General features: G+C 47.7%; 26 protein-coding genes. 13 read left to right on the top strand and 13 right to left on the bottom strand.

Features of this window, described 5'->3' with window-relative positions:
* Positions 1-65 precede the first annotated feature (65 nt).
* From NYE68_RS05655 to NYE68_RS05665, 3 genes are all read left to right on the top strand, one after another.
* Positions 66-170, top strand: a complete 105-nt coding sequence (locus NYE68_RS05655) for a YhdX family protein (protein ID WP_003155299.1) — start codon at positions 66-68, stop codon at positions 168-170.
* Between the two features lie 161 nt (positions 171-331).
* Complete coding sequence (locus tag NYE68_RS05660) at positions 332-1,447, top strand: mechanosensitive ion channel family protein (RefSeq protein WP_007409256.1); 1,116 nt, start codon at positions 332-334, stop codon at positions 1,445-1,447.
* 51 nt (positions 1,448-1,498) lie between these two features.
* Complete coding sequence (locus tag NYE68_RS05665) at positions 1,499-2,242, top strand: NAD-dependent protein deacylase (RefSeq protein WP_015417130.1); 744 nt, start codon at positions 1,499-1,501, stop codon at positions 2,240-2,242.
* 33 nt (positions 2,243-2,275) lie between these two features.
* On the opposite strand, the gene NYE68_RS05670 is transcribed toward NYE68_RS05665, so the two are convergent.
* Positions 2,276-3,124 (bottom strand): polysaccharide deacetylase family protein, encoded by an 849-nt coding sequence (locus tag NYE68_RS05670; RefSeq protein ID WP_007409254.1) that lies wholly within the window; start codon positions 3,122-3,124, stop codon positions 2,276-2,278.
* Between the two features lie 256 nt (positions 3,125-3,380).
* On the opposite strand from NYE68_RS05670, the gene dat reads away from it, so the two are divergent.
* Entirely contained in the window at positions 3,381-4,232 is an 852-nt protein-coding gene (gene dat / locus NYE68_RS05675; RefSeq protein ID WP_015417131.1) for a D-amino-acid transaminase, read from the top strand.
* A 41-nt stretch (positions 4,233-4,273) separates the two neighbouring features.
* Here the strand turns inward: dat and NYE68_RS05680 are convergent, their stop codons facing one another.
* Complete coding sequence (locus NYE68_RS05680; protein ID WP_012117186.1) at positions 4,274-4,858, bottom strand: TetR/AcrR family transcriptional regulator; 585 nt, start codon at positions 4,856-4,858, stop codon at positions 4,274-4,276.
* Positions 4,859-4,966: 108 nt separating this feature from the next.
* On the opposite strand from NYE68_RS05680, the gene NYE68_RS05685 reads away from it, so the two are divergent.
* Positions 4,967-5,518 carry a hypothetical protein gene (locus NYE68_RS05685; protein WP_015417133.1) on the top strand — a complete coding sequence of 184 codons (552 nt, stop codon included), beginning with the start codon at positions 4,967-4,969 and terminating at the stop codon, positions 5,516-5,518.
* A 38-nt stretch (positions 5,519-5,556) separates the two neighbouring features.
* Here NYE68_RS05685 and NYE68_RS05690 read toward each other — a convergent pair whose 3' ends face one another.
* The gene (locus NYE68_RS05690) at positions 5,557-6,057 is read right to left on the bottom strand and encodes a universal stress protein (RefSeq protein ID WP_015417134.1); all 501 of its coding nucleotides are present in this window, start codon (positions 6,055-6,057) and stop codon (positions 5,557-5,559) included.
* A 421-nt stretch (positions 6,058-6,478) separates the two neighbouring features.
* Between NYE68_RS05690 and NYE68_RS05695 the strand changes: the two genes are divergently transcribed.
* The gene (locus NYE68_RS05695; protein ID WP_324635995.1) at positions 6,479-8,236 is read left to right on the top strand and encodes an ABC transporter ATP-binding protein; all 1,758 of its coding nucleotides are present in this window, start codon (positions 6,479-6,481) and stop codon (positions 8,234-8,236) included.
* The gene (locus NYE68_RS05700) at positions 8,233-10,254 is read left to right on the top strand and encodes an ABC transporter ATP-binding protein (RefSeq protein ID WP_015417135.1); all 2,022 of its coding nucleotides are present in this window, start codon (positions 8,233-8,235) and stop codon (positions 10,252-10,254) included. Before NYE68_RS05695 ends, NYE68_RS05700 begins: the two co-directional genes overlap by 4 nt.
* Before the next feature lie 39 nt (positions 10,255-10,293).
* On the opposite strand, the gene NYE68_RS05705 is transcribed toward NYE68_RS05700, so the two are convergent.
* The 6 genes from NYE68_RS05705 to NYE68_RS05730 all read right to left on the bottom strand — a co-directional run bounded on the left by NYE68_RS05705 (position 10,294) and on the right by NYE68_RS05730 (position 14,338).
* Positions 10,294-10,914, bottom strand: coding sequence for an SDR family oxidoreductase (locus tag NYE68_RS05705; RefSeq protein ID WP_095284608.1), 621 nt, complete (start codon positions 10,912-10,914; stop codon positions 10,294-10,296).
* Positions 10,915-10,942: 28 nt separating this feature from the next.
* Positions 10,943-11,068, bottom strand: a complete 126-nt coding sequence (locus NYE68_RS05710) for a hypothetical protein (RefSeq protein WP_007409245.1) — start codon at positions 11,066-11,068, stop codon at positions 10,943-10,945.
* A gap of 101 nt (positions 11,069-11,169) precedes the next feature.
* Complete coding sequence (locus NYE68_RS05715) at positions 11,170-11,376, bottom strand: alpha/beta-type small acid-soluble spore protein (protein ID WP_007409244.1); 207 nt, start codon at positions 11,374-11,376, stop codon at positions 11,170-11,172.
* A 224-nt stretch (positions 11,377-11,600) separates the two neighbouring features.
* Positions 11,601-11,816, bottom strand: coding sequence for a YheE family protein (locus tag NYE68_RS05720; protein ID WP_155515268.1), 216 nt, complete (start codon positions 11,814-11,816; stop codon positions 11,601-11,603).
* Positions 11,817-11,898: 82 nt separating this feature from the next.
* The gene (locus NYE68_RS05725; protein WP_007409242.1) at positions 11,899-13,257 is read right to left on the bottom strand and encodes a YheC/YheD family protein; all 1,359 of its coding nucleotides are present in this window, start codon (positions 13,255-13,257) and stop codon (positions 11,899-11,901) included.
* The gene (locus NYE68_RS05730) at positions 13,247-14,338 is read right to left on the bottom strand and encodes a YheC/YheD family protein (RefSeq protein ID WP_015417138.1); all 1,092 of its coding nucleotides are present in this window, start codon (positions 14,336-14,338) and stop codon (positions 13,247-13,249) included. The genes NYE68_RS05725 and NYE68_RS05730 overlap by 11 nt, the downstream gene beginning before the upstream one ends.
* Before the next feature lie 237 nt (positions 14,339-14,575).
* On the opposite strand from NYE68_RS05730, the gene NYE68_RS05735 reads away from it, so the two are divergent.
* Positions 14,576-15,709: a DUF445 family protein gene (locus tag NYE68_RS05735; RefSeq protein ID WP_254003637.1), complete on the top strand. Its 1,134-nt coding sequence runs from the start codon at positions 14,576-14,578 to the stop codon at positions 15,707-15,709.
* Positions 15,710-15,794: 85 nt separating this feature from the next.
* A complete protein-coding gene (locus NYE68_RS05740; protein ID WP_014720937.1) occupies positions 15,795-16,145 on the top strand; it encodes a YlbF family regulator in 351 nt (116 codons plus the stop codon).
* A 38-nt stretch (positions 16,146-16,183) separates the two neighbouring features.
* On the opposite strand, the gene NYE68_RS05745 is transcribed toward NYE68_RS05740, so the two are convergent.
* Positions 16,184-17,323: a DNA alkylation repair protein gene (locus tag NYE68_RS05745; protein WP_254003638.1), complete on the bottom strand. Its 1,140-nt coding sequence runs from the start codon at positions 17,321-17,323 to the stop codon at positions 16,184-16,186.
* A gap of 383 nt (positions 17,324-17,706) precedes the next feature.
* Here NYE68_RS05745 and NYE68_RS05750 point away from each other — a divergent pair, with 383 nt between their 5' ends.
* From NYE68_RS05750 to NYE68_RS05760, 3 genes are all read left to right on the top strand, one after another.
* Entirely contained in the window at positions 17,707-18,573 is an 867-nt protein-coding gene (locus NYE68_RS05750; protein ID WP_012117197.1) for a Cof-type HAD-IIB family hydrolase, read from the top strand.
* 112 nt (positions 18,574-18,685) lie between these two features.
* On the top strand, positions 18,686-20,188 hold the full coding sequence (locus tag NYE68_RS05755) for a coproporphyrinogen III oxidase (RefSeq protein WP_007409236.1): 1,503 nt from the start codon (positions 18,686-18,688) through the stop codon (positions 20,186-20,188).
* A 102-nt stretch (positions 20,189-20,290) separates the two neighbouring features.
* Positions 20,291-21,580 carry a SidA/IucD/PvdA family monooxygenase gene (locus NYE68_RS05760; RefSeq protein ID WP_015417143.1) on the top strand — a complete coding sequence of 430 codons (1,290 nt, stop codon included), beginning with the start codon at positions 20,291-20,293 and terminating at the stop codon, positions 21,578-21,580.
* Between the two features lie 24 nt (positions 21,581-21,604).
* Here NYE68_RS05760 and NYE68_RS05765 read toward each other — a convergent pair whose 3' ends face one another.
* From NYE68_RS05765 to NYE68_RS05775, 3 genes are read right to left on the bottom strand one after another with little or no spacing between them, the layout of a single operon-like run.
* The gene (locus tag NYE68_RS05765) at positions 21,605-22,819 is read right to left on the bottom strand and encodes a cation:proton antiporter (protein WP_003155266.1); all 1,215 of its coding nucleotides are present in this window, start codon (positions 22,817-22,819) and stop codon (positions 21,605-21,607) included.
* A gap of 7 nt (positions 22,820-22,826) precedes the next feature.
* Positions 22,827-23,324, bottom strand: a complete 498-nt coding sequence (locus NYE68_RS05770) for a cation:proton antiporter regulatory subunit (RefSeq protein ID WP_324635982.1) — start codon at positions 23,322-23,324, stop codon at positions 22,827-22,829.
* Between the two features lie 27 nt (positions 23,325-23,351).
* Positions 23,352-23,705, bottom strand: coding sequence for a hypothetical protein (locus tag NYE68_RS05775; RefSeq protein ID WP_007409233.1), 354 nt, complete (start codon positions 23,703-23,705; stop codon positions 23,352-23,354).
* Positions 23,706-23,889: 184 nt separating this feature from the next.
* Between NYE68_RS05775 and NYE68_RS05780 the strand changes: the two genes are divergently transcribed.
* The gene (locus NYE68_RS05780; RefSeq protein WP_007409232.1) at positions 23,890-24,657 is read left to right on the top strand and encodes an enoyl-CoA hydratase; all 768 of its coding nucleotides are present in this window, start codon (positions 23,890-23,892) and stop codon (positions 24,655-24,657) included.
* Positions 24,658-24,659: the final 2 nt, after the last annotated feature.

A 24,659-nucleotide genomic window follows, 5' to 3' on the forward strand; every position in this document is an offset into this window, starting at 1 on the left:
GATAGTGCTTTTTTCGGTTTACAATCCGCAGTGATGATTTATAATGGCAAAAAGGAGGCGAGATCATGGGAAAAGGGAGATTGAAAGTGGAAGAAAGAATTAAGGCCGAAACCGATGCTGAAATCCAAAAAGCGACTCTCCTGAAACAGACACAATCAAAGAAGAAATAGTGCCTGACCCTGTTGTATCTGGCTGAAAGATGAACGAATGTGTGAAAACCCCGGCTGTGCTCTGAGGCCGGGGTTTTTCAGGTGCCTAAAGACATTAAAAGAAGCTGATGTCCGAATGTTTTAGTATAATAGATTTTCGACAAGACAAAGGAGCATATGCCATGATGACACAATTTCAGAGCTTTTTTACGCTTGACCATATTTTGCAGATCAGTATCAGCATCGGAATTTTAGCGGCTTTTCTCGTTTTGAGAAAACTGTTTGTCAAATACTTTTTTCAGCTCATTTACAAATTGGCAAACAAGCCGAAAACCGACATATTCAAACAGATTGCCGTAGCGTTTGACAAGCCGGCCAGGTGGTTTTTCGTGGCGCTGGGTCTGTTTTTGGCGATTGAGTATTCGCCGTTTTTAGACGGGCAGATGGACATTGTCAAAAAATTGTACCGCTCTCTGATCGTTGCGCTGATCGCCTGGGGGCTTTGCAATCTGACATCGGCGTCTTCGTTTTTATTTCATAAAGTCAATCAGCGCTTTGAGCTTGATATGGATGACATTTTGGCGCCGTTTTTATCCAAGGTGCTGCGCTTTGTCATTCTCGCGCTCAGCGTCAGTGTGATCGCGCAGGAATTCAATTATGATGTAAACGGGTTCGTGGCCGGACTCGGACTTGGCGGATTGGCCTTCGCGCTTGCGGCTAAAGATACGATAAGTAATTTTTTCGGCGGCATTATCATCATTACGGAAAAGCCGTTTACGATCGGCGACTGGGTCGAGACGTCATCTGTAACGGGGGGCGTTGAAGATATCACATTCCGAAGCACAAGGTTCCGCACGGCGCAGGGGGCGCTTGTTACCGTGCCCAATTCAACGCTGTCCATGGAAGCCATCACAAACTGGACGAGGATGACGAAGCGCCAGGTCACGTTTTCCGTTCGTGTTTCTTATGCGACGCCGATTGATCGTTTAGAGCGGTGCATCACAAGGCTCAGAGAAATGCTTCGTGAACATGAAGGCGTGCATGATGATACGATTATGGTTAACTTTGACGTGTTTGCGGACAGCTATTACAATCTGTTTTTCAACTTTTACACAAAGACCATCGTCTGGGCGGAAAGCTTGGACGTGCGGCAGGATATCAACCGCCGGATTATTGATATTTTTGCTGAGGAAGGCGTGGAATTCGCCTATCCGGGCCAGAATGTATTCGTAAAACAGAAAAGCCACGATGATCCGGTTCATGTGAAGGATCATTCCGGAGAAAAAGAACGGGCATAACAGGCGCCGTTCTTTTTTCATGATATGATAAAAAGAAAAGGCGGTGGAAGAGTGGAAGCGTTTATAACATTGATCAATCAGGCGGAACGTATCGTGGTGCTGACGGGAGCGGGAATGAGCACGGAATCCGGCATTCCCGATTTTCGTTCGGCGGGCGGTATATGGACCGAAGACACCTCCAGAATGGAAGCGATGAGCAGGGAATCCTTTGAACGCCGTCCGCGTGAATTCTGGCCTAAATTCAAACAGCTCTTTCAGATGAAAATGAGCGGAAGCTATGAGCCGAATGCCGGCCATACGTATTTGGCGGATCTTGAAAGGCGGGGAAAGCAGGTAGACATTTTCACGCAGAATATTGACGGGCTGCATAAGAAAGCGGGAAGCAGCAGTGTCTATGAGCTTCACGGTTCAATTCAGACCGCCGCATGCCCCCGCTGCGGAGCGCGCTACGGGCTTTCTCATCTGCTGAAGGACGAAGTGCCGGAATGTACGGCGGAAATCGGTGATCATGCGGTATGCGGCACCGTATTAAAAACGGATGTCGTGCTGTTCGGCGATCTCGTTCAGCATTTTGAAACCCTTTATGAAAAGCTTGATAAAGCTGATCTTCTTCTTGTGATCGGCACTTCGCTTGAAGTGGCGCCGGCAAGGTTTGTCCCTGAGGATGCGGGACGGATTCCCGGTTTGAAGCAGGTGATCATTAACCTTGAGCCGACATATTGCGACCATTTATTTGATCTTGTCATCCATGAGAAGATCGGTGAATTTGCAAAACGGATCAGCGCCGCGACATAAAAAAAGCAGGATCATATACAGATCCGGCTTTTCTTATTCATGGACGGGAATCATTTGATCCGTCAGAACATCAAAGGAGTAGCCCTGGGCTTTCAGTTTTTGGATCAGGCTCGGCAAAGCGTGCACCGTCGCAGGCAGATCGTGCATTAAAATGACATGCGGCCTGCTCGTATGAACGCTTTCCAAATATGCGAGCTGATTCAATACTTCCGGCACGTACCGTGCGTTTTTGTACTTCCAGTCTTCACTGTCTATCGTCCAGTCCCAGTACACGAATCCGCCTTTTTCGAGATTCTTAATCTGGGCATCCGTCAATGACGGTTTACTGCCGTAAGGCGTGCGGACAAGATCCGTTTTTACTCCGGTGATTGCCTCGAGTGTATCGCGTCCCTGCTGCATTTCGTTCAGCGGTGATGTCGGTGTTTGATAAAACAGGTGATTATCGTGCGTCACGCCGTGCAGGCCGAGCGCGATTCCTTCCTGCTTCGCTCTTTGCACGGAATGCTTATAGGCCTTCATCCGCGGTTCAAGCATAAAAAAAGTGGCCTTTGCGCCATTTGCCTTCAATACATTCAACAGCTGTTCAGTATATGGAGACGGCCCGTCGTCGAAGGTTAAATATACCGTTTTTTTCCCTGGGTCACGCTCTCTCTGCAAATGTTTCATTAAGACGTCGGGAGAATCATTTTTCAGCCGCAGGCTTTCTGCTTCATCCCGAAGCTGCCCGTTTGCGGTCACGGTGACCTGTTTGTTTTTTGCGGCGGAAGCGGAATATCCCATTATGACGATTACCAGAAGCAGTCCGCACAAAACTGCTAAACTCGTAAGTTTAAAAGCCAATGAAAACAGAGAAGGGGAAGCACCTTCTTTTGTGTTGCGCATAACAATCTCTCCAGTAGCATAAGTTTCTGCATAATGCCGATAACAGCGGAGGCTTGCGAAGTGCCATAAGTTAACAGCATATGTATGTCGAATCAAGTATACAGGAACAAAACTGGAAAAGACATAGAAAAGATGTCGAATAATAAGATTTTAAGAAAAAAATAAACTCCGCAGCCTGCTCGTTCAGTATGATAGAATAGTTGACAATAACAGCTGAGAATGCACATCACGGCAGATAACGATGAGGAGGGTTTACATGAAGACATTAGTAAACGGCCAGTTGATTGATCGTGAAGAAGCGGCAGTTGATATTGAGGATCGCGGATATCAATTCGGTGACGGTGTGTATGAGGTCATCAGAGTGTATAACGGTGCCTTATTCGGTCTGCGTGAGCATATTGTCCGTCTTTTCAGAAGCGCCGCAGAAATCGGCATCACCCTGCCGTTCTCCGCAGAGGACATAGAATGGGATCTGCAAAAGCTCGTACAGGAAAACAAACTCATTGACGGCGGGGTCTATATACAGACGACGAGAGGGAAGGCGCCGCGGAAGCACCAGTATGACGAAGGATTGGAACCGCAGACGACGGCATACACCTTTTCAGTGAAAAAACCGGAAAATGAACAAAAAGCCGGAGCGCAGGCCATAACGGCGGAGGACAAACGCTGGCTGAGGTGTGACATTAAGAGTCTGAATTTACTGTATAATGTGATGATTAAACAAAAAGCCTATGAAGCAGGCGCTTATGAAGCGGTGCTGATAAGGGACGGAGCGGTCACGGAAGGAACCTCTTCCAATGTATACGCCGTCATAAACGGCACTGTCCGGACGCATCCTGCAAATGAGCTGATTTTAAACGGCATTACGCGGATGAAACTGTTAGAGCTGATGAAAGAAAACGGGATTGAGGTGCGGGAGAAGGCTCTTACCGAAGACGAACTCAGGGATGCGGATGAAATTTTCATCTCGTCAACGACGGCTGAATTAATCCCGATCGTAACCCTTGACGGAAAACCGGTCGGAAGCGGAGCGCCGGGACCTGTAGCCAAAACGATTCAGGACGCTTTTCAGTCGCACATTCAGCAGGAGCTCGGGGTTCAGTCATAAGCTGAAAAAAGGCCGGAACACATCCGGCCTTTTTACTTCAGTCAGATAAAAAGAGATTCGATATGCTGAACGAGCACACGGGAGATCTTCTCTTTTGAAAGACGCTCAGGTTCAAGCATGGCATGCAGCGCCAATCCGTCGGCGATGGCGTACATTTTCTCCGCTTCGATCTCTTTATCAAGATTCGGTTTCAGAAGCTTATTTTCATCCAGCCAGTCAATCAGACCGCGGATATATGCCAAGATCCCGTCCTGCTGGGGTTGAAACTCTTCTCCCTTATGTCTGGCATAAGCTGTGAAAGCGAACCATACCTCCATTTCAGCCATCGTTTCTTCGTCTGTCGGGATGATTTCAAGCATCAGACGCACCGCTTTTTCTTTCGGCGGCAGATCTTTCATGGCAACTTCGTTAATTCTGGCGGCCGCTTTTTCTTTTACGAGTGTCATCGCATACCCTAAAAGCTCATCCTGGGTGGTGAAATAGTGCCTCAGCGCGCCTAAAGAAAGACCCGCTTCCTGGGCGATGTTTCTCACTGTCGCTCCTTCCATTCCCCGCTCCAAAATCGTCCGCCAAGTGGCTTCGGCTATTTGTTTTCTTCTTTTTTCATGATCGATTATTTTAGGCATGGTTCCAGTGTAACAGGAAATATTTTTTCTTGCAATTTTGTAACACAGTTGTATTAAATAAAAAGCAGTGATACAATGCATTTTAGAAAACGATAAGGGGGAACCGGATTGAACGCGATTGCTTGGTTGATTGTCATTTGTGAGGCTGCTTTTTGGGCGGCTGTCATCTTCGGATTGGCGGCGCGCTATATATTCAGGCGGCAAAAGCTCGGAATGTTTTTTTTCGCTCTCATTCCTTTATTGGATGCCGTACTGTTTCTGGCGGCCGCAGCTGATTTATACAGAGGGGCGGCGGCGACTATGGCGCATGCGGTGGCGGCCATTTATATCGGAGTGTCTGTCGCCTTCGGGAAAAGCATGATTCAATGGGCGGATGAGCGGTTCCGCTATTATGTGGTCAAGGAAGGGGCAAGACCGGTCAAACGGTACGGGCTGGATTATGCCAAACATTATGCAAAAGGGTGGGGGAGACATGTATTAGCGTTTGTCATCGGCGGCGTTCTTTTAGCCGGAACGGTATTTCTCATTCAGGACGCTTCCCGCACCGAAGCGCTCAGCAAGCTGTTAAAGGGCTGGTCTGTCGTATTATGCATCGATTTTTTGATCATGGCGAGTTTTTTTGTGATGCCGAAAAAAAGAAGAAACAGCCGGGAGCTGTAAAAAAAGCAGCTTTTGATTAAGCTGCTTTACAGAAAGAATTATTTTACGATCAGCACGGGAATATCGGATTTCGATGACAGTTTTTCACTGACGCTTCCGAATAAAAGTTTTTTCAGCCTGTTCTGGTCCCGGCTCCCCATGACGATCAAATCCGCCGATATACGGTCGGCATGCTCGATAATGGCATCAGCGGGATCACCTTCTAAAATGTCGATATCCCCGTCAATCTGGCTTTCGTTCATCAGCATTCTCGCTTCCGCAACGATTTCTTCCGTACGGTCTTCATAAATCATCGGATCAGGGGAGATTCTTTCCGCTTGGAGCGGGTCAGGAACGCTTGCAATCCCGCCGCCGATATACGTTGCCCCGGCTCCCGGCCTCGGGGGATCAACAATCGTCTGGGTATCTTTTGCATTGTGGGAATGTACGACCGTTAAATCCGCGTGAAATGTTTTTGAAAGGTCTATGGCTTTTTGGAGCGCTTTTTTACTATCATCACTTCCGTCAAAAGCTGCTATCAACCGGTCCGCGTGAAACATCGGCCTCATCCTTTCAGTAAAAAAGGTTTGTTTTACAATACCCGAATGGCAGAAATGCAAAACCTGCATTGACAAAAAAAGGATTTGTTTATATGATGAAGGAACAATATAGGGAAAAAGGAGGTATGGATCATGTCAAAACTAAAGCTTGTCAACTCATCTTCAGCTGAATACCGGCGTGACTCCCATACAGCTTCCGTTTTCTGAACATTTGCTTAAAAACGGGGCAGTCGCGCATAAACGGCGGGTCTGTACCTTATTTATAATAATAAGAGGCATGGAGCTGAGGCTTCATGTCTTTTTTTATACAAAAAAATGAAAGAAAGACAGGTGTGATGCATGTGGCGGTATTAGCGAAAACAATGAAAAACAATCCGGGAAAGCTTGAGGGCGGCTGATTGATGAAAGGGGATGACAGTATTTGTTTACTGTATTAAAAAAGCTCGCGTGGTTTTTTAAAGCCTATTGGCTGCGCTATACGACAGCGATTGTTCTGTTATTGATTGTGAATGTCATTGAAATGTTTCCGCCTAAACTTCTCGGTAACGCGATAGACGATATGAAGGCGGGTGTGTTTACAAAAAGCGGGATGCTGTTTTACATATGTGTTTTTCTCGCATTAACGGCAGCCGTCTATTTACTGTCTTATTTTTGGATGTATCAGCTTTTCGGCGGGGCGAATGTCATGGAGAAGATTCTCCGTTCAAAGCTGATGGGAAGGCTTCTTCAAATGTCACCGCCGTTTTACGAGAAATACAGAACGGGCGATTTAATGGCGCGGGGGACAAATGACTTGCAGGCCGTCAGTATGACGACGGGCTTTGGGGTCTTAACGCTCGTTGATTCAACGATGTATATGCTGACGATATTTTTGACAATGGGGCTTCTCATCAGCTGGAAGCTGACATTTGCCGCGATTATTCCGTTGCCGATAATGGCGGCTGCGGTCAGCCTGTACGGAAAAAAGATCCATGAGCGGTTTACGGAAGCGCAGGATGCTTTCGGATCATTAAATGACAAGGTGCTGGAGTCGGTATCCGGCGTCAGGGTCATCCGGGCTTTCGTACAGGAAAAAAATGATGTCAGCCGGTTCGGTGATATGACGGCGGATGTATATGAGAAAAACATGAAGGTGGCGTTTATCGATTCACTTTTTGAACCGACTGTAAAACTTCTCGTCGGCCTCAGCTATCTCATCGGTCTCGGCTACGGCGCTTATCTCGTTTTTCAAAACCGGCTGACGCTGGGAGAGCTGGTATCGTTTAACGTGTACCTCGGAATGATGATCTGGCCGATGTTTGCGATCGGAGAATTAATCAATATCATGCAGCGCGGAAATGCCTCCTTGGATCGTGTCAATGAGACGCTTTCCTATGAGCCAGACGTGACAGGACCCAAGCACCCCGCCGGCATCAAGGAGCCCGGGCGTCTTGTTTTTGAACAAGTGACTTTCACGTATCCGAGCGGAGCGGGACCGGCGGTTTCTGATGTATCTTTTTCCGTAGAAAAAGGGCAGACAATCGGCATCGTCGGGAAGACGGGAAGCGGAAAGACGACGATCATTAAGCAGCTGTTGCGCGAATATCCGCCCGGTGCGGGAGCAATCACGTTTACAGGCGTTCCGATTCAGGAGATTCCGCTTGAGGAGCTCCGGGGGTGGATCGGCTATGTGCCGCAGGATCATATTTTATTTTCGAAGACTGTAAAAGAGAATCTGCTTTACGGCCGGCAGGATGCAAACGAAGAGGAAATCGGCAGCGCGCTGAAAGATGCGCATTTTGAAAACGATATCGGCATGCTTTCCGACGGGCTTGAGACGCTTGTCGGCGAGAAGGGCGTAGCGCTCTCTGGCGGACAAAAGCAGCGCATCTCAATTGCGAGAGCGCTTTTGACCGATCCTGACATTCTCATATTAGATGATTCGCTTTCTGCCGTAGACGCGAAAACGGAAGCCGCCATCATTGACAGCATCCGTAAAAAGCGCCGGCATAAAACAACGATTATCACCACGCACCGGCTCTCGGCAGTTGAACACGCAGATCTCATTCTCGTCATGGATGAAGGCCGGGTGTCTGAAAGAGGCACGCACCGGGAGCTATTGGCGCAGAACGGCTGGTATCGAAAACAATATGAGAGGCAGCAGCTGTCCTCTCTTGAAGAAGGGGGGACGGGCGCATGAAGACCGGGAGAAGATTATGGAATTACGCGCTTCAATATAAGAAGCTGCTGATATGGGCGGTCGTCCTGCTCATTATTGCGGTCGGCACTGAGCTGACCGGCCCGTTTATCGGAAAAAAAATGATTGACGACCACATTCTCGGCATTGAAAAAACATGGGTTAAAGCCTCTGCGGACGATCCGGGCGCCGTCAGGTTCCGGGGGCATGATTATGTCAGAGAGGACCGGCTCAAACCGGGGGCGGACAAAACCGGAGAGGCGCACATTTATCAAGTCGGTGCGGGCTACTATTTTGTTGACCGTCCCGTCAGTTTTGACGGAAACCGTTCGGTGTCTGACGGCCGGCTGACAATATCAAACGGTAAAGAAAGCAGGTCATATCCCGCCATTACGTTATCAAGACAGGAGATTTTTCAATTTTACCGTCCCGAAATAAAAGGATTGCTGACGCTGACCGCCATTTACGCGGGACTGCTCATGTTTTCCGTATGTTTTCATTACGGCCAGCATTATCTGCTGCAGATGGGAGCGAACCGGATCATACAGCGCATGAGGCAGGATGTATTTTCACACATTCAGAAAATGCCGATCCGCTACTTTGATAATCTGCCTGCCGGAAAAGTCGTGGCCCGCATTACGAATGACACAGAAGCGGTCAGGGATTTATATGTAACGGTGCTGTCGACATTTATCACAAGCGGCGTTTATATGCTCGGCATTTTTACGGCGCTGTTTATGCTTGACGTCAGGCTGGCCGCCGTTTGCCTGCTGATTATTCCGATTTTAATGATCTGGTCGGTTGTGTACCGCAAATACGCATCCGTCTTCAACCAAAAAATCCGTTCCATTAACAGTAACATCAATGCGAAAATGAACGAATCCATTCAAGGAATGCCGATTATTCAGGCGTTCCGCCGCGAAAAGGAAACGATGAAGGAATTTGAAGAATTGAATGAAGCTCATTTTCGCTATAAGAACAAAATGCTGTCCTTAAATTCCCTCATGTCCCACAGTCTTGTCAATGTGTTGCGCAATCTGGCGTTTGTCGGGCTGATCTGGTATTTCGGAGGCGCGAGTCTGAGTGCGGCCGGAATTGTTTCGATCGGTGTTTTATATGCATTTGTTGATTATTTAAACCGTTTGTTCCAGCCGGTTACGGGGATTGTCAACCAATTTTCGAAGCTTGAATTGGCCCGTGTCTCTGCCGCCAGAGTATTCGAGCTTTTACAGGAGGAGGAAACGGAAGAAGAAGGCGCTCCCGCAGACAGAAAGGCGGAAGGGACAGTGGAATTCCGCGATGTTTCTTTTGGATATCGAAAGGGGGAAGAGGTGCTGAAACAGATCAGCTTTACAGCTGAAAAAGGGGAGACGGTCGCCCTCGTCGGCCATACGGGGTCCGGCAAAAGCTCCATCCTGAATCTTCTGTTCCGTTTTTATGATGCCCAAAAAGGAGATATCCTGCTGGACGATAAAAGCATATACGGCATGTCGAGGCAGGAGCTGAGGTCGCATATGGGCATTGTGCTGCAAGACCCGTATCTTTTCTCGGGCACGATCGGCTCCAATGTGACACTCGATGATCAGCGTATTTCTTTGGAGCAGGCGGAAGAAGCGCTTCGCCAAGTCGGCGCCGCAAGTCTTCTGCAATCTTTGCCGAAGGGCATCAGAGAGCCCGTCACCGAAAAAGGCGGCACACTGTCCTCAGGCCAGCGTCAGCTGATTTCTTTTGCAAGAGCGCTTGTGTTCGATCCGGCCATTTTAATTTTGGATGAGGCGACGGCGCACATTGACACCGAAACAGAAGCAGTCATTCAAAAAGCGCTGCAAGTCGTTCAAGAAGGGCGCACGACATTTATTATCGCCCATCGGCTTTCCACAATCAGACACGCAGACCAGATTCTCGTGCTGGAAAAGGGCCGCATTATTGAAAAGGGAAGCCATGACGAATTAATGGCGCAAAAGGGGCAGTACCACCAAATGTATGAATTGCAGAAAGGAACGGCGAAGTCCGCGGTGTAATCGGAAAGGGTGAATCTAAAGATTCGCCCTTTTTTTCATTCAGTAAGCCAGTCCCACCCGTTTTCTGACAAACTGCGGACTGATCAGCTCACGGTACAGAAAGTGCGCCGTGTCTCCGACGGTGATTTCAGCGCCGTCTTCAGGAAGGCGATCCTGTTCGAACCGGTAAACTCCGGCAGCGTCTCCGTCAGGAAGGTAGGTGGGACAGATGATCGTCCAGTCAAGATCCTCTGCCAGCAGCATTTCGTATACGCGGGCGTGTTCCTTTGCGGCTCTTGTTGATTTTCGTTTTGATTCTGCCGATTCAAAACGGTATTGATCAGGCATAAGCCGTGATTGAAGGATACCCGCGGTGCCGATCGTAATCAGACGCCGAACATGATGCCGTTTCATGCTGTCTATTATATGGGTCATAGCGGCTGAAAGGGTATCGTCACCGTCCGTGCCGAGACAGCTCACGACTGTGTCCGCTTTGGAAATCAATCGGCTTACATCTTCCCGCCGCCTCGCATTCCCTGTTATGATTTGTTTTTCAGGAATGGGAAGGACTGTTCCGGCTGATCTGACAAGAGCGAATATCTCCATGTGTCCATGTTTCTGCGCTTCTTTTATAAAAGCCTGTCCGACTCTTCCCGTTGCTCCGAGTAAAGCGATGTTCATGTAAAAAACCTCCTCGCCGCTCATTATATCATTCAAAGCAGCGGGGAAAAGAATACCTGTGAATAAACGGGAAATGGTGGGCAACATATTCATTGACCAAAGAGACACTTACGAACTGAATCAGCTCCCAATTGACTGAGGCAATGAATGACATGTTTTCCCTCCTTTTTTCCTAGGGTATGTGGAATAGGAAAAAAGGGTGACGGCATAAAAGAAGACGCGGTATCCCGCGCCTTCTGTAAGCCATTTATTGAGTTATTGTACGCCTTGGCCGCCCATGTTCTGCTGTGCGAAAGATACTAAACGTTTCGTGATTTCTCCTCCGACAGAACCGTTTGCGCGAGAAGTTGTTTCTCCGCCAAGGTTTACGCCGAACTCAGAAGCAATTTCGTATTTCATTTGGTCGATTGCTTGAGCAGCGCCGGGTACTACTAGGTTGTTTGAAGAGTTGTTGTTTGCCATTTGTATGATCTCCTTTATAAAGTAGTATGGTTGGGTTTGCTGGAATTGCACCAGCCGATGGTTTTCGGAATGAAAACCATTGCCAGCTCGGCTTCACCCAATGCTGTTTGCCGCTTTGTACTACGTATTATGGTGAATCAAACGGCATCTCATTCGGAAAACGGTGTGGTAAATAGCGGAAGGAAAAAGAAAAGCCCAGCCTGGTGCGGCTGAGCTTTTAGCTTTCAGTCATATATGTGATAAAGCATTAATTCATGCAGCTCTTTTACGAGAGCCGGCTCTTCTTTTCCCGGATGTGTGCGTCCCCATTCAATGTCTCCGGACTTATGGTAAATCCCTTCGTAATGCGTACCCTGCCAGTAAAATGAAATCCGCCATCCGGGCAGTTTCTCTTTTTTGAATAACGGTTTCCAGCTGAAGTGCGAAATCATGACGTTCACGCTCCTTATGGGAAATGTTGATCTTGTTCATTGTAGCTCATCGTTCAATGCCTGTCCCGGGTAAACCTAAAAAAAGACAGCCTCACCGCCAAAGTTTTTCCGGGGCGGTGATGGACCGTTCTGATAAATACGACGCGTATTCAAAATTTCTCCGTTTTGTCAGGTAATCGACCGATCTCAGCTTCGGATGGGAAAAAATGCTGCGCCCGGGGCGGGAATTGGCTTCAAACATCCAAACTTTCCCTGAATGATCGACGCCGAGGTCAAAACCGATTTCGCCGATAAAACCTTCAATGTGCTCATTTAACACGCGGCTGACCGCCAAGGCGGCTTTTGAAAGTTTCCGCATCATGCCGACTCTCTCGCGCGGATCGCCGTATAATTCAGCTAACGTCCTGACTTCTCCGCCGGTTGCCAGATGCGTCGTGATGCTGTTTTCACCGGAAATTTTTGCCGCAATGGCCGTCACTGTCCATTTCCCCTCGGCGTTTTTATTCGTGTGCACCCTGAAATCGACGGGGCGCCCATCCAGCCGGATCAGGTCAATGCCTTGCTGAATTAAAAATGCGGACGGGTCATTGTTTTCTTTAAATGATGTCATGAAGGATGCCGCATCTGAATACTCTGCCGTCACCACCGTTTTTTCCTCATTCGTGTGTTTGACAGATAAGCCGGCATCTGTTTTTTCCACCTTGTAAATCCCCGTTCCGAGTGCGCCGTCTGCAGGTTTGATATAGACGGTGCCAAACGTGCTGCATAACGTTTCTAACGCTTCCGCATTCGGGTGCAGGACAGATTTTGGCAGAAGTGAAGCGGTGAGACTGTTTTTTTCCAGAAGCTTATGAATGTCCCATTTATTAAAGAATTGCGGATTAAACCACGGAATCTGATAGTCATTCATCAGCCTTTGTTTTGTCTGCTGTAAAAGCGGAACTTCTTCCGTTTTTCGGCTCGGGAGCCTGTCATATACGACATTCGGAAGCGGGACGGCCGTCCGTTTCCAGCTGTTTTCTTTATAAATCAGCGCTTGGACGGTGCCTTCCTCCCAGTTGATCTGATGGGCCCCGAAAACGAAACAATATCCGTTCGCCTGTTCATGAAGAGAGAGCATCTTGGAAAAGAAGGCTGTACGGTCTCTTAACGGGCGGGACGGCGATGATGTGAACCCGGCTGTGAAAACGCCGATCAGCGGTCCGATGTGCACCGTCTGGCCGTGTATGAGAAAGTCAGCCCGGCTTTTATGCGGTATCAACAGCTCCTCAAACAAATCTTCAGAAAGGAGCGCGCTTTTTTCAAGTGATTGAGAAAAGGCTACACGGCATTTGACAACCTTGGTCCCGAAGGCAGCGGATAAAAGCCCTTCCCGTTTCATGGAGGAGGGGAGAAACAGCGTGTTTTTGCTTTTTTTATCGATGCCGACAATCATCCCTTTATGATTCACGCGGTAATACTCCTTTCCGGCTTTCCTGTGACTGAAGTTCGCGGAAGCGTCTCAGCGGACTCGTATACAAATCCTCTTTCGCCTCCGGAGCCACGCTTAAAATAGCTTTCCGTCCCGGCTTTGAGTTGACATCCAAAAGCCAGATGCGTCCGTCTTTGGCATAACAAATATCGAGCCCCAGCTCAAACAGCGGCCCGAACCGTTCATCAAGGAAATAAGGGACGGATTGGGTGATCGAAAAGACATCATCCAATAAAACGGCCTGCTGCTTTCTCGGAATTTCCTCAAACCATGTGTCAAACTTAATCGGTTCAGATCCTCCTGGCAAATGAGATAAAAGACCGTTCTGATAACCCCTTCTGACCGCTTTTCCGACCGTTTCCCAAACGCCTGACTCAGTTTTGCGCATGAAAATGCGGATGTCGCACGGATGCCGCTCTTTATCCTGGATATTTAAGTAGGATTGAAGCAAATAGCGGTGCTGCAGCACTTTTTTGCACCAAGACTTAAAAGACACGTGATTGGAAAATGATTTTGTTTGTTTGTTTTTTCCGATATAGTAAGTGGCCGTAATTGATTTTTTGCCTGTTTCAAGCAGGATGATGCCTCTGCCTCCCGCGCCGAAAGCGGGCTTAAGTATACATGCTTTTTCCTTGGCTAAGTATGATTGCACCTGTTCATAGCGGCTGACTTCGGCCGTTTCAGGAATATAGGGACTGATCAGATGATGCTTTTGGAGCGCATCCGTGACCGTCCATTTATCAGGAAGCCCCCGGCCGATAAATTCCGTTTTCCGATATTTTTTCAGCCATTCGACGATCGGTTTGGCTTTCTGCGCTTCAGCGGATTTTCCGTAAAAACAGCGGTCGTAAATATATTCGGGAATATCGATTTCCGTTTCGTTCCACTTTCCGCTTTGCGGGTAATAGACGAGCGCTTTCACGCGCAAAGAATCCGGAAAAATATCAAACGGTGTAAAGCGGGCTAAGCGCACATTATATTGAGGCGCTCTTTCAGCCAATTCCCCGGCGTAATCTTCTTCGTGCCGGCGGGATACAGACATAAAACCGAGTGTTGTCATATTATTACTCCCCCTTTATTCAAAAAGCCGCTGATGGAACGGCCCTTCCATCCAATAAATATGCTAAGCGCATCATAAAAGATGATCTACTGTAAAGAGTACGAAACAGCATCTTGCCTTATTCCTCACAAACAACAATTCAGGTTCTTCATTTGCCCGCATGCACGCCAGCCTCTATAATACGAATAGATATATCATCAAGAAAATAGAACATAAGATGGAGGCAGAAGAAAAGGAATGGGCATAGCAGGAACGTTTCTATTTATGATTGTGATCGGAGCCGCGATCGGCGCGGTGACGAATCATCTTGCCATTCAGATGTTATTTCGTCCGTACCGGCCGTATTACCTGTTCGGAAAACGGGTTCCGTTTACGCCGGGGCTGATCCCGAAAAGGCGGGATGAATTGGCAAAACAAATGGGGCTCATGGTGACGAACCACCTTTTAACCCCGGAAGGAATAAAAAAGCGGCTTTTATCAGATACCGTTAAAAACCAGGCGCTTCTTTTCGCCGAACAATTCACGCAAAAAATGGCCGCTTCCGAGATGACGGTGCACGAAGCTTTGGCCGCCGCGGGCATCCGGAATCCGCAGGAAAAGACGGATGCCTGGATTGACCGTTTTACCGATGAAAAGCTTTCGGACCTGTACCGGAAATATGAGCACCGCGCCATAAAAGACTGGCTTCCTGATGAGCTTCAGGAAAAGCTGGATGAAAAAGTTCCGATGGCCGCAGATTATATTCTGAAGCGGAGCATTGATTATTTTGAGAGCGAAGAAGGGAAAGACAGGCTCGGAAATATGATTGACGACTTTTTGAATTCCCGGGGGATGCTCGGCAGCATGGTGCAGATGTTCCTCGGCAATTCAAGCTTGGCAGACCGTGTGCTGCCTGAGCTGGTAAAGTTTTTGCGCAATGAGGAAACGAAAAAGCTTCTGGCTGATCTGCTTTCTCAAGAATGGGGCAAGCTCAAATCTTATACACTTTATGAGGCCGATGAAAAGTGGAATGCGAAAGATCTGCTGTTCAGCATGAAAAAGCGGGCTTTGGCCGCACTTCAAACCGCGCCCTTTTTCGAATGCCGGCTCGGTGACATCATCTCCCGTTATGAAGGGGAGATTACGGGAACGTACGCGCCGAAGCTGCTTGATGCGGCGCTCGGCAGTATTGCCGCTCATTTGGAGGATGTGCTGAAACGGCTGCGTCTTGAGGAAGTGGTCAAAGAGCAGGTTGATCAGTTTCCCGTTGAACGGCTGGAGGAAATGGTGCTGTCGATTTCCAAGAGAGAATTTAAGATGATAACGTATTTAGGCGGTCTGCTCGGCGGGATAATCGGAGCAATTCAGGCTTTGTTTGTCATTCTTTTCTAAGGAAAACATACGCCGATGATGAAAGTCGCTCCGCAGTCTGTTATAGTGGAGTGGTATGTCCGAAAGGAAGAAAGGAGCGGTTACTATGGCAGTTCATTTTTATGATGCAGCATATGATCTTGAAAAAGCTTTGCGAAACAGTGATGAATACAGCCGTCTGAGAGGGCTTTATGATCAAGTAAACGCAGATGAATCCGCAAAACGCATGTTTGATAACTTCCGCAATGTACAGCTGCAGCTGCAGCAGAAACAGATGTCAGGTGAAGAAATCACTCAGGAAGAGGTAGAGCAGGCACAAAAAACGGTTGCTCTCGTACAGCAGCATGAATTGATTTCTCAGCTGATGGAAGCGGAACAGCGCATGAGCATGCTGATCGGCGAGTTAAACAAAATCATTATGAAACCTCTTGAAGAGCTTTACGGCAGTCCGGAATAAGCTCCACACCCCTCCATCTATGAAATGGAGGGGTTTTTTTATTCAACAGAAAAATCAAGCGAACCTTTTACCGTACCGTTAATGATGACAGACAGAGTGTGAATTCCCCGATAATGCTTGCGGGTGGTTAAATCTTTAAGGGAATGATGTTTGCTGAAGGCTTTTACGTCTCCGTTATCCATGGCGGACTCCGACATCTTAAACACCTTGCGGCTGCGGTGCCCCCTTTTCTTTACAAAATCAATCGCGTATTCAACCCTGACTTTTTGCCGGGCGGATGAGCGGATCTGAAAAGAAAAATGTATGCTTGTTCCGATGGCGGCCGTTCCCGAATTCAGTGTAAAACGTTCCAATGAAATCCGGGAGGCGTCTTCAAACCCGAAAACCGCGAGCGCCTGTTTGTCTCCTCTTTTTAACAGTGTCCTGCAGGCGTGCTTCAAAATCCAGTCCGTGTGCGGACAGCTTCCGAACCGCTCGGCTGCGATCTGTGCCAGAAGATCCGGATGTGTTTTGGAGATGTCATTCAGGTTATTCGCCACGCTTTTTCTGACATATAACGAGTCATCCTGCATCAAGCGGTCCAGAACAGGGAGAATCGGAGAAGGATCTTCAAGAAGAGCCGGAATGGAGATTCCCCATGGCAGGCGCGGTCTTGAGCCTTCGCTGGCAAGCCTTCTGACATGTTCGTCCGGATGCTCCGTCCAGGAAAGGAACTCTTTGAACATCCGCACCCGGTCAAGCCTGATATACGGGCGGACCGCAAATTCGGAAGTGGAAAAACGAGTGAAATACTGAAGCGCCTTCATTGATTCGTCCCAGTGATCCGTTCCGTACTGTTGGACATAATCGGGAAAAATAATCCCGGCGAGCCCTGAGAAGCGGGGAGCTGTCTCATATAAGACGTCAAGCGCCCGTATGTAATCCTTCGGCAGTGTTTCATATAAAGAGTCTGTGATCCGGCGCATCCGCTGTTTTAACGTCAGTCCGGGCCAATCTTCCTGAAACATCAGCGCCCGGCACTTGTCCCGCTCAAAAGCCGGATATGCCGATTTGATTCTGTTCAGAAGTGCTTCTGCAAATTCTTCGTTATAAATATCTTTTAATAGAGACATGACAGTCACCGCTTTTTTTCTTTTATTATATGAGAATGTATGTTCCCTTGCAACTTTATCATACATTCAGCATGGATATTCCCTCTGATTTTTTTAGTTAAAAAAACCCTTGTTTTTTAACAATATAATTGAGATAATAACTCTGAAAGCGCCTACACTTACAGATGATCTAAGGATACGGTCGCCTATACTGCCTGGTATGTTAAGGGGTAGCAACAGAGAGTAAGTGAAACGAGCGCATCAACGGTCAAATAAGGGGTTCCTGATATATTTCGTAAATAGAAATACACATTGGGGAGAAGGCAGCAAATCGATCGTATCCCAACAAAACGACAGTTCAAAGTCTGCTTGAGGCAGGCTTTTTTGCTGCGGAGAAAAGGTTGTTCTAAACAAAGAGACAGGGTCATATCCTAATGACAAGTACAGTCATCAAGGAGGGGGACTTCTCTGTGTCAAAACAAATGCTGGCGTTAAATATAGACGGAGCGCTTCTTCGCTCCAACGGCAAACTTCATCAGACGACAAAGGATGCCATCGAATACGTCAAGAAAAAAGGAATTTACGTCACACTGGTCACAAACCGCCATTTTCGCTCCGCTCAAAAAGTGGCGAAAATATTAAAGCTGAATGCAAAATTGATTACCCACAGCGGCGCATACATTTCTGAAAAAATAGATGAGCCGTTTTTTGAAAAGAAAATATCAGAAGATCACACGTTTAATATTGTTCAGGTGCTGGAAAGCTATCCATGTAATATCCGGCTTCTTCACGAAAAATATTCGATCGGAAACAAGAAGAAAGTGAACTCCAATCTGGTCGGGAAAACGATGATTCATCCGTCTGATCCGATTTTTTATCCGGTGCAGTTTGTCGAATCATTAAGTGACCTGCTCCTTGATGAGCCGGTTTCAGCGCCCGTCATTGAAGTGCATGCCGAAGATGGCCTGCAGGCTGATATAACGGATACGATAATGAAAGCATTCCCGGCCGTCGATGTGATCCGCGTCAACGGAGAAAAACTGAACATCGTGCCTAAAGGGGTTTCAAAAGAAAGCGGACTTTCGATGGTCGCCGCTGAACTCGGGCTTTCAATGGAAGAGGTTGTAGCTATCGGCCATCAGGAAGATGATCTGCCGATGATCGAGCTGGCCGGTCTCGGCGTCGCGATGGGAAATGCCTCAAATGAATTAAAAAGAAAAGCGGACTGGGTGACAAGGTCAAATGATGAACAGGGAGTCGCCTATATGATTAAGGAATATTTCCGCATGCAGCACCGCAAAGGCTTTCTCGATAAGTTCCATATGAAACGGCCGTAATCAAGAGCCGCAGACGCGAAACGCCGGTCTGCGGCTTTTTCGCGGATTGATTTTAGCCTGTTCTTTCTGTACACTAAAGAAAGTTTTGAATCTGAAAAATAAGGTGATCACATTGCAAATAAAAATAGACGGCATCACGGATGACAGGCTGCATCGTCCGCTGCAAAACATCGCGAATTTATTTTTTGAAGAGTGTGTTCTTGCATACGGCGAAACGGAGGAACCCTCTGATCTCGTCATCTCACTTGCCATTTCTCAAGATGCAGACAGCGTGTCGGTATCCGGAGAAATCAAAGGAACCGGCGAAAAGGAACATCATACGAAACCGCTTCTTGCCGGATGGAGCGAAAAAGAAGTATTTAAACAGGTGAAAAACACGCTGTCGTACGTCTACTTAAATCTTCTTCAATCGCATACGGGCATGACACAAAAATGGGGAATCTTAACCGGCATCAGGCCTACTAAACTTCTTCATAAAAAGCTACAGAGCGGCCTGACAAAAGAAGAGGCGCACGCCGATCTGAAAAAAGATTATCTGATCCATGATGAAAAAATCAATCTGATGCAGGAGATTGTCGACCGTCAGCTCGCTGCGGTTCCCGATCTGTACCGGGTCAAAGATGAAGTCAGCATATATATCGGCATCCCGTTCTGCCCGACGAAATGCGCCTACTGCACGTTTCCGGCTTATGCCATTCAAGGACAGGCGGGAAGAGTCGGCTCCTTTTTATGGGGGCTTCACTATGAAATGCAGAAAATCGGAGAATGGCTGAAGCGGCATGATATCAAAGTGACGACCATTTATTTCGGCGGCGGCACGCCGACAAGCATTACCGCTGAAGAAATGGATCTTTTATATGAAGAAATGGTCCGCTCTTTCCCGGATGTCGCGAATATCAGGGAGATTACCGTTGAAGCGGGCCGTCCCGACACGATTACGGAGGAAAAGCTGGCCGTTTTAAATAAGTATAAGATTGACAGAATCAGCATCAACCCGCAATCTTATGAAAACGAAACGCTTAAGGCCATCGGCAGACACCATACAGTTGAAGAAACCATCGAAAAATACCATCTTTCCCGCAAACACGGCATGAATAATATCAACATGGACCTGATCATCGGCCTGCCGGGAGAAGGGACGGCTGAGTTCAGGCACAGTCTTGAGGAAACGGAAAAGCTGATGCCTGAATCTTTGACCGTTCATACGCTTTCTTTTAAACGGGCGTCAGAAATGACGAGAAACAAGCATAAGTATAAAGTTGCCGACAGACAGGAAGTGTCCCGCATGATGGATGACGCCGTCCGCTGGACAAAAGAGCACGGCTATACGCCGTACTACTTGTACCGGCAGAAAAACATTCTCGGAAACCTTGAAAATGTCGGCTACTCCTTCCCTGGTCAGGAAAGCATCTACAACATTATGATTATGGAAGAAGTGCAGACGATTATCGGTATCGGCTGCGGCGCGGCAAGCAAATTCATTCATCCGGAAACCGGAAAAATCACGCACTTCGCCAATCCGAAAGATCCGAAATCATATAATGACCGATTCGAGCATTATACAGAAGAGAAAATCAAATACTTAGATGAGATGTTCGTCAAATCCGCATTATAATATCAAAAACGGCACGGAATCAGCGTGCCGTTTTTTTTATGTTTAACCGTCTGTAAAAACGGGAAAAGACCATCAGACTGTTATTCGTAAGAGGTGCATAATATGTATGATGTCATTGGAGCGGGAATCGGGCCGTTTAATTTAGGGCTTGCCGCATTGTTAGAGGATATACCCGGAACAGATGCTCTTTTTTTCGATAAAAAGAAAGAATTTGCGTGGCATCCCGGTCTATTAATTAAAGGGACCGATTTACAGGTGGCGTTTCTGGCGGACCTGGTCACGCTCGCCGATCCGAAAAGCCGCTACACGTTTTTAAACTTTCTCCATGAACATGACCGGCTGTACCGGTTTTATACGTTTAATGAATTTGATATTCCGAGACGGGAATTTAACGACTATTTGAGCTGGGCGGCTTCAGAAATCAAATCATGCCGTTTCGGCTCAGAGGTAATCGGCGTGAAAAATGCCGGCGGACATTATGACGTCAGCGTCAAGAACATTGAGGACGGAAGCATCAGTGTCTATCAAACGAAGCATTTCGTCATGGGGACGGGGTCTGAACCGCTTATTCCCGCAGAGATTGCTGACGAAGCGCGTCAGGACACGATGGTCAGCACGGAATATTTGTTTCGGAAAGACGAGCTCGCCGGCGCCGAATCAATTACAGTGGTCGGCTCCGGACAGAGCGCCGCGGAGATCTTTTCTGACTTATTGCACGATGAACAATACCGCCGCAGCCGGCTGCAATGGGTGACACGCTCCGCCGGATTCCGAGAATTGGAAACCGCCAAGCTCGGGCAGGAAATGTTTACACCTGATTATGTGGAATATTTTAACCGCCTGCCTTTTAAGGAACGGCTGAACACGCTCCCTGAGCTGGACGGACTGCGCCACGGCATTGATTCTGACACACTTGCCGCCATTTACGATGCCCTGTATCACAGATCGATCAGCGGAGGTTCGCCTGACGTGTATATTCAGCCGATGGCGGAGCTTGAAAAAATTGAAAAGCAAAACGGGCGCTGCGTACTGAGCTTTCATCAATGGCAGATGGATGAAACCTTTACGGCCGATTCAGAAAAAGTGATATTGGCGACCGGTTTTAAACCTCATATTCCGGAATGGTTTACGGCAATTGCCCCTGATATCGAATGGGAGGATGAGAAACGCTTTAAAGTGACGGCCGATTCCCGTCTTGTCTTTAAGGACGACAGGCGGCATCATTTTTTCACATTAACGAATCTTGATCATGCTCACGGAACGGGCGCTACGAATTTGAAGCTGTCTGTTTACAGAAACCAAAAAATCATCAATACCATTCTGGGAAAAGAGCATTTCTCCATTAATAAAAAAACGGCTTTTCAGCAATTTCTTCCCGCTCAAAAAAACTGACCCCTTATGAAGAGGTCAGTTTTTTTATGATTTCTGCGGCTTCTTTTCAGGCGTCTTCCATTTGAACACGCTGTTCAACAGGAGATATATCCGCTTCGATTCTTTCGTGAGCAAAGGGCCGAAGATGGCCAGTATCAAAACATATAAGGCGGCGAAAGGTTTAAGTGAAGCGGACAGGCCGCCGGCGATGCCGAGATTTGCGACGATAATGGAGAATTCGCCGCGTGACACAATGGTCAGCCCGATATTAGACGATGCTTTATGAGAAAGCCCCGCCCGGCGCCCGGCGATCATGCCGGCGATAAAGTTTCCGGCAATCGTCAGCAGAACGGCGCCAAGGGCAAGCCATACCGCATCTCCGAGTGAAAACGGATCAATGCTGAGACCGAAGCTGAAGAAAAACATGGCCCCGAAAAAGTCACGGAACGGCACGACAAGATGCTCAATCCTGTCAGAATGGGCCGTCTCCGAAAACACGAGTCCGAGCAAGAGCGCGCCGATCGCTTCAGCGACATGAATCGTTTCGGAAAAGCCGGCAATGAAAAAGAGCGCGGCGAAAATGACGATGACAAATACCTCGTTTGAACGGATATCAAGCAGCTTGTTCAGCAGAGGCGGCAATTTTCGGGCGGCAATGAAAAACAGCAGCATATATCCGAAAGCGATCACGATTGACATCAGCGCGCCTCCGACAGACGTCGCGTCTCCCAGAACAAGCCCGGAAACGACGGATAAGTAAACCGCCAGAAAGATATCCTCAAACATAATGATGCCGAGAATCAGCTCCGTTTCCGGATTAGCCGTGCGCTTTAAGTCGACAAGCACCTTTGCGACAATGGCGCTTGATGATATCGTGATGACGCCCGCCAATACAAGCACTTCCAAAAAGGAAAAGCCCGTGATAAAGCCATAGATCAGCCCTAAACTGAAATTAATCAGAATATAAATCGTTCCGCCGGCGGCGATTGAACGTCCGGATTTGACTAATTTTCCGACCGAGAATTCAAGCCCGAGGTAAAAGAGGAGGAACAGGACGCCCATCCGTCCGAAAAATTCAATCACTTCCCGGCTTTCGATAAACGTCAGGTCAATGATGCCCGCTTGGGGCGCGTGCGGCCCGACGAGCATTCCTAAAATGATCAGGAAGGGGATGATCGAGAATTTAATTTTATTGGCGATGACACTCGCAATGGCTACAAGAACTAACGCCGTACCGACTTCAAATACGAGATGGTCCATAAACAGATCACACTCCGTCTCTGGAGAGGAAGTCTTGGATCAGCTTTTTCAGATGCTTTCTTTCACCTGAGAGGACGAGTGTATCGTTTGCTTCAAGGAGCGAATCAGCGCCCGGGTTTAAATGCTTTTTCCGGTTATGCTTAATGATGGCGATGACCGTCACGTCATAGTTCTGACGCACATCCAGTTCGCCGAGCGTCCGCCCTGCCGCTTTTGCCCCTTTTTCAACTTTAAACCATTCGATAATCAGATCGTTGAACGCCATTTCAATCGATTCAAGCGCCTGCGGTTTGTACACCATCCCGCCGATAATCGCGGCAATCTGTCTTGCTTCCGCATCATCAAGTGAAATGCTTGCCAGAAGCTCATCAGGGTCGCGGTCATCAAATCTGTAAATTTCCCGCCTGCCGTCATCATGAATGATGATCGTCATTTTTTCATGATTTCTCGTTTCGATTTCGAATTTTTTCCCGATGCCGGGCAGATCGTTTTCTTTAATATTCATAAAAAATCCCTCCGGAATATATTGTTTTTACATCGTAAATACAGATTGGCAATGAGAAATTGTCTGATGCCGGAGGTAATTTGACTGGTATTGTATCGGAATGGCGCATGTCCTTTCCATTGTGGAATCAATGAATTGATCAAGAGGTTTGACAGATAACAGGGAGATCATCCGGGATAACGCACCGTATCCTTTTGACAGGCCTTGCGGAGCGGTTTTGGTTTGAACCGGCGTCTTTGCCGATTCCGTTTCCTGCGGGTAAACCGAAATTTGTACATGGCTGTCTGTTTCTGTCACCAATTGGGAAGGAAGAGCGACATCCGAAGGGGGGAACAGCACCATAAAAAAGCTCAGTAACAAGCTGAGTATCACATATTTCATTATCGGTGTTTTCCCCCCCTTTTGTTTTGTATATCAATTTCACTATATAAAAATGTATGTTCAGTTTCAAATGATATGCATTTTTCGGTATCTGTTGACCTTGAAAAATAAAGGAGTTTCGCTTCGGCGGAAGGAATATATCATTTGAACAAAATATGTAAGCGGATACAAGGAGGGTGTAAACATGCAGTATATTCGTTATGAAGAAAAGGGAAAGATCGCAGAGATTGTGCTGAACCGGCCTGACAGTTACAACGCGCTGAATGAACAAATGCTCCGGGAATTAGAAAATGCATGCGTGATGGCAGCCGACAGCGAAGCGCTTATCGTCCTCTTGCGGGGGGAAGGCCGGGGATTTTCTGCGGGCGGTGATATCCAGATGATGACGTCTGATCATGATTCAGGAGAATATGAACGGCTCATGAAAATGATCGAATCCATTACGTTGACGCTCTATGATATGAAAAAAATTGTGATAGCCGCCATCCACGGAGCCGCGGCGGGGCTCGGACTGAGTTTCGCGCTGTGCGCCGATGTGGTGCTCGCTGAAGAAAACGCCCGACTCGCGATGAATTTCATCGGCATCGGATTGGTCCCCGACGGAGGAGGCCATTATTTATTAATGAGACGCGTCGGTGAGATCGAAGCGAAAAAACTGATTTGGAGCGGTGAAAAATTGCCGGCTGAAAAAGCAGTGCGGCTCAAGCTTGCCGACGGGCTGTTCAGCGGCGGCCCTGCGGAGGGGGCACAACCGTATATCGACCGATTGCTGCATGCGCCGCTGTCAGCGATGATTGAAACGAAGGCTATTTATCAGAGCCTCCATATCAGCCGGTTAAAAGATGTTTTGTCTCTTGAACGAAAGGCCCAGGAAAATATGAGAAAAACGGATGATCATAAAGAGGGCATCCGCGCCTTTTTAGAAAAACGGACGCCGCAATTTAACCGGTAAAA

This window comes from Bacillus sp. FSL R5-0447 (genome assembly GCF_038606125.1).
Taxonomy (GTDB): Bacteria; Bacillota; Bacilli; order Bacillales; family Bacillaceae; genus Bacillus; species Bacillus velezensis.

Coding starts and splice junctions, on each gene's coding strand:
- NYE68_RS05655 (WP_003155299.1), top strand. CDS start 66: ATGGGAAAAGGGAGATTGAAAGTGGAAGAAAGAATTAAGGCCGAAACC.
- NYE68_RS05660 (WP_007409256.1), top strand. CDS start 332: ATGATGACACAATTTCAGAGCTTTTTTACGCTTGACCATATTTTGCAG.
- NYE68_RS05670 (WP_007409254.1), bottom strand. CDS start 3,124: ATGCGCAACACAAAAGAAGGTGCTTCCCCTTCTCTGTTTTCATTGGCT.
- dat (WP_015417131.1), top strand. CDS start 3,381: ATGAAGACATTAGTAAACGGCCAGTTGATTGATCGTGAAGAAGCGGCA.
- NYE68_RS05680 (WP_012117186.1), bottom strand. CDS start 4,858: ATGCCTAAAATAATCGATCATGAAAAAAGAAGAAAACAAATAGCCGAA.
- NYE68_RS05690 (WP_015417134.1), bottom strand. CDS start 6,057: ATGTTTCACGCGGACCGGTTGATAGCAGCTTTTGACGGAAGTGATGAT.
- NYE68_RS05700 (WP_015417135.1), top strand. CDS start 8,233: ATGAAGACCGGGAGAAGATTATGGAATTACGCGCTTCAATATAAGAAG.
- NYE68_RS05705 (WP_095284608.1), bottom strand. CDS start 10,914: ATGAACATCGCTTTACTCGGAGCAACGGGAAGAGTCGGACAGGCTTTT.
- NYE68_RS05710 (WP_007409245.1), bottom strand. CDS start 11,068: ATGTCATTCATTGCCTCAGTCAATTGGGAGCTGATTCAGTTCGTAAGT.
- NYE68_RS05715 (WP_007409244.1), bottom strand. CDS start 11,376: ATGGCAAACAACAACTCTTCAAACAACCTAGTAGTACCCGGCGCTGCT.
- NYE68_RS05730 (WP_015417138.1), bottom strand. CDS start 14,338: ATGACAACACTCGGTTTTATGTCTGTATCCCGCCGGCACGAAGAAGAT.
- NYE68_RS05735 (WP_254003637.1), top strand. CDS start 14,576: ATGGGCATAGCAGGAACGTTTCTATTTATGATTGTGATCGGAGCCGCG.
- NYE68_RS05740 (WP_014720937.1), top strand. CDS start 15,795: ATGGCAGTTCATTTTTATGATGCAGCATATGATCTTGAAAAAGCTTTG.
- NYE68_RS05745 (WP_254003638.1), bottom strand. CDS start 17,323: ATGTATGATAAAGTTGCAAGGGAACATACATTCTCATATAATAAAAGA.
- NYE68_RS05760 (WP_015417143.1), top strand. CDS start 20,291: ATGTATGATGTCATTGGAGCGGGAATCGGGCCGTTTAATTTAGGGCTT.
- NYE68_RS05765 (WP_003155266.1), bottom strand. CDS start 22,819: ATGGACCATCTCGTATTTGAAGTCGGTACGGCGTTAGTTCTTGTAGCC.
- NYE68_RS05770 (WP_324635982.1), bottom strand. CDS start 23,324: ATGAATATTAAAGAAAACGATCTGCCCGGCATCGGGAAAAAATTCGAA.
- NYE68_RS05775 (WP_007409233.1), bottom strand. CDS start 23,705: ATGAAATATGTGATACTCAGCTTGTTACTGAGCTTTTTTATGGTGCTG.
- NYE68_RS05780 (WP_007409232.1), top strand. CDS start 23,890: ATGCAGTATATTCGTTATGAAGAAAAGGGAAAGATCGCAGAGATTGTG.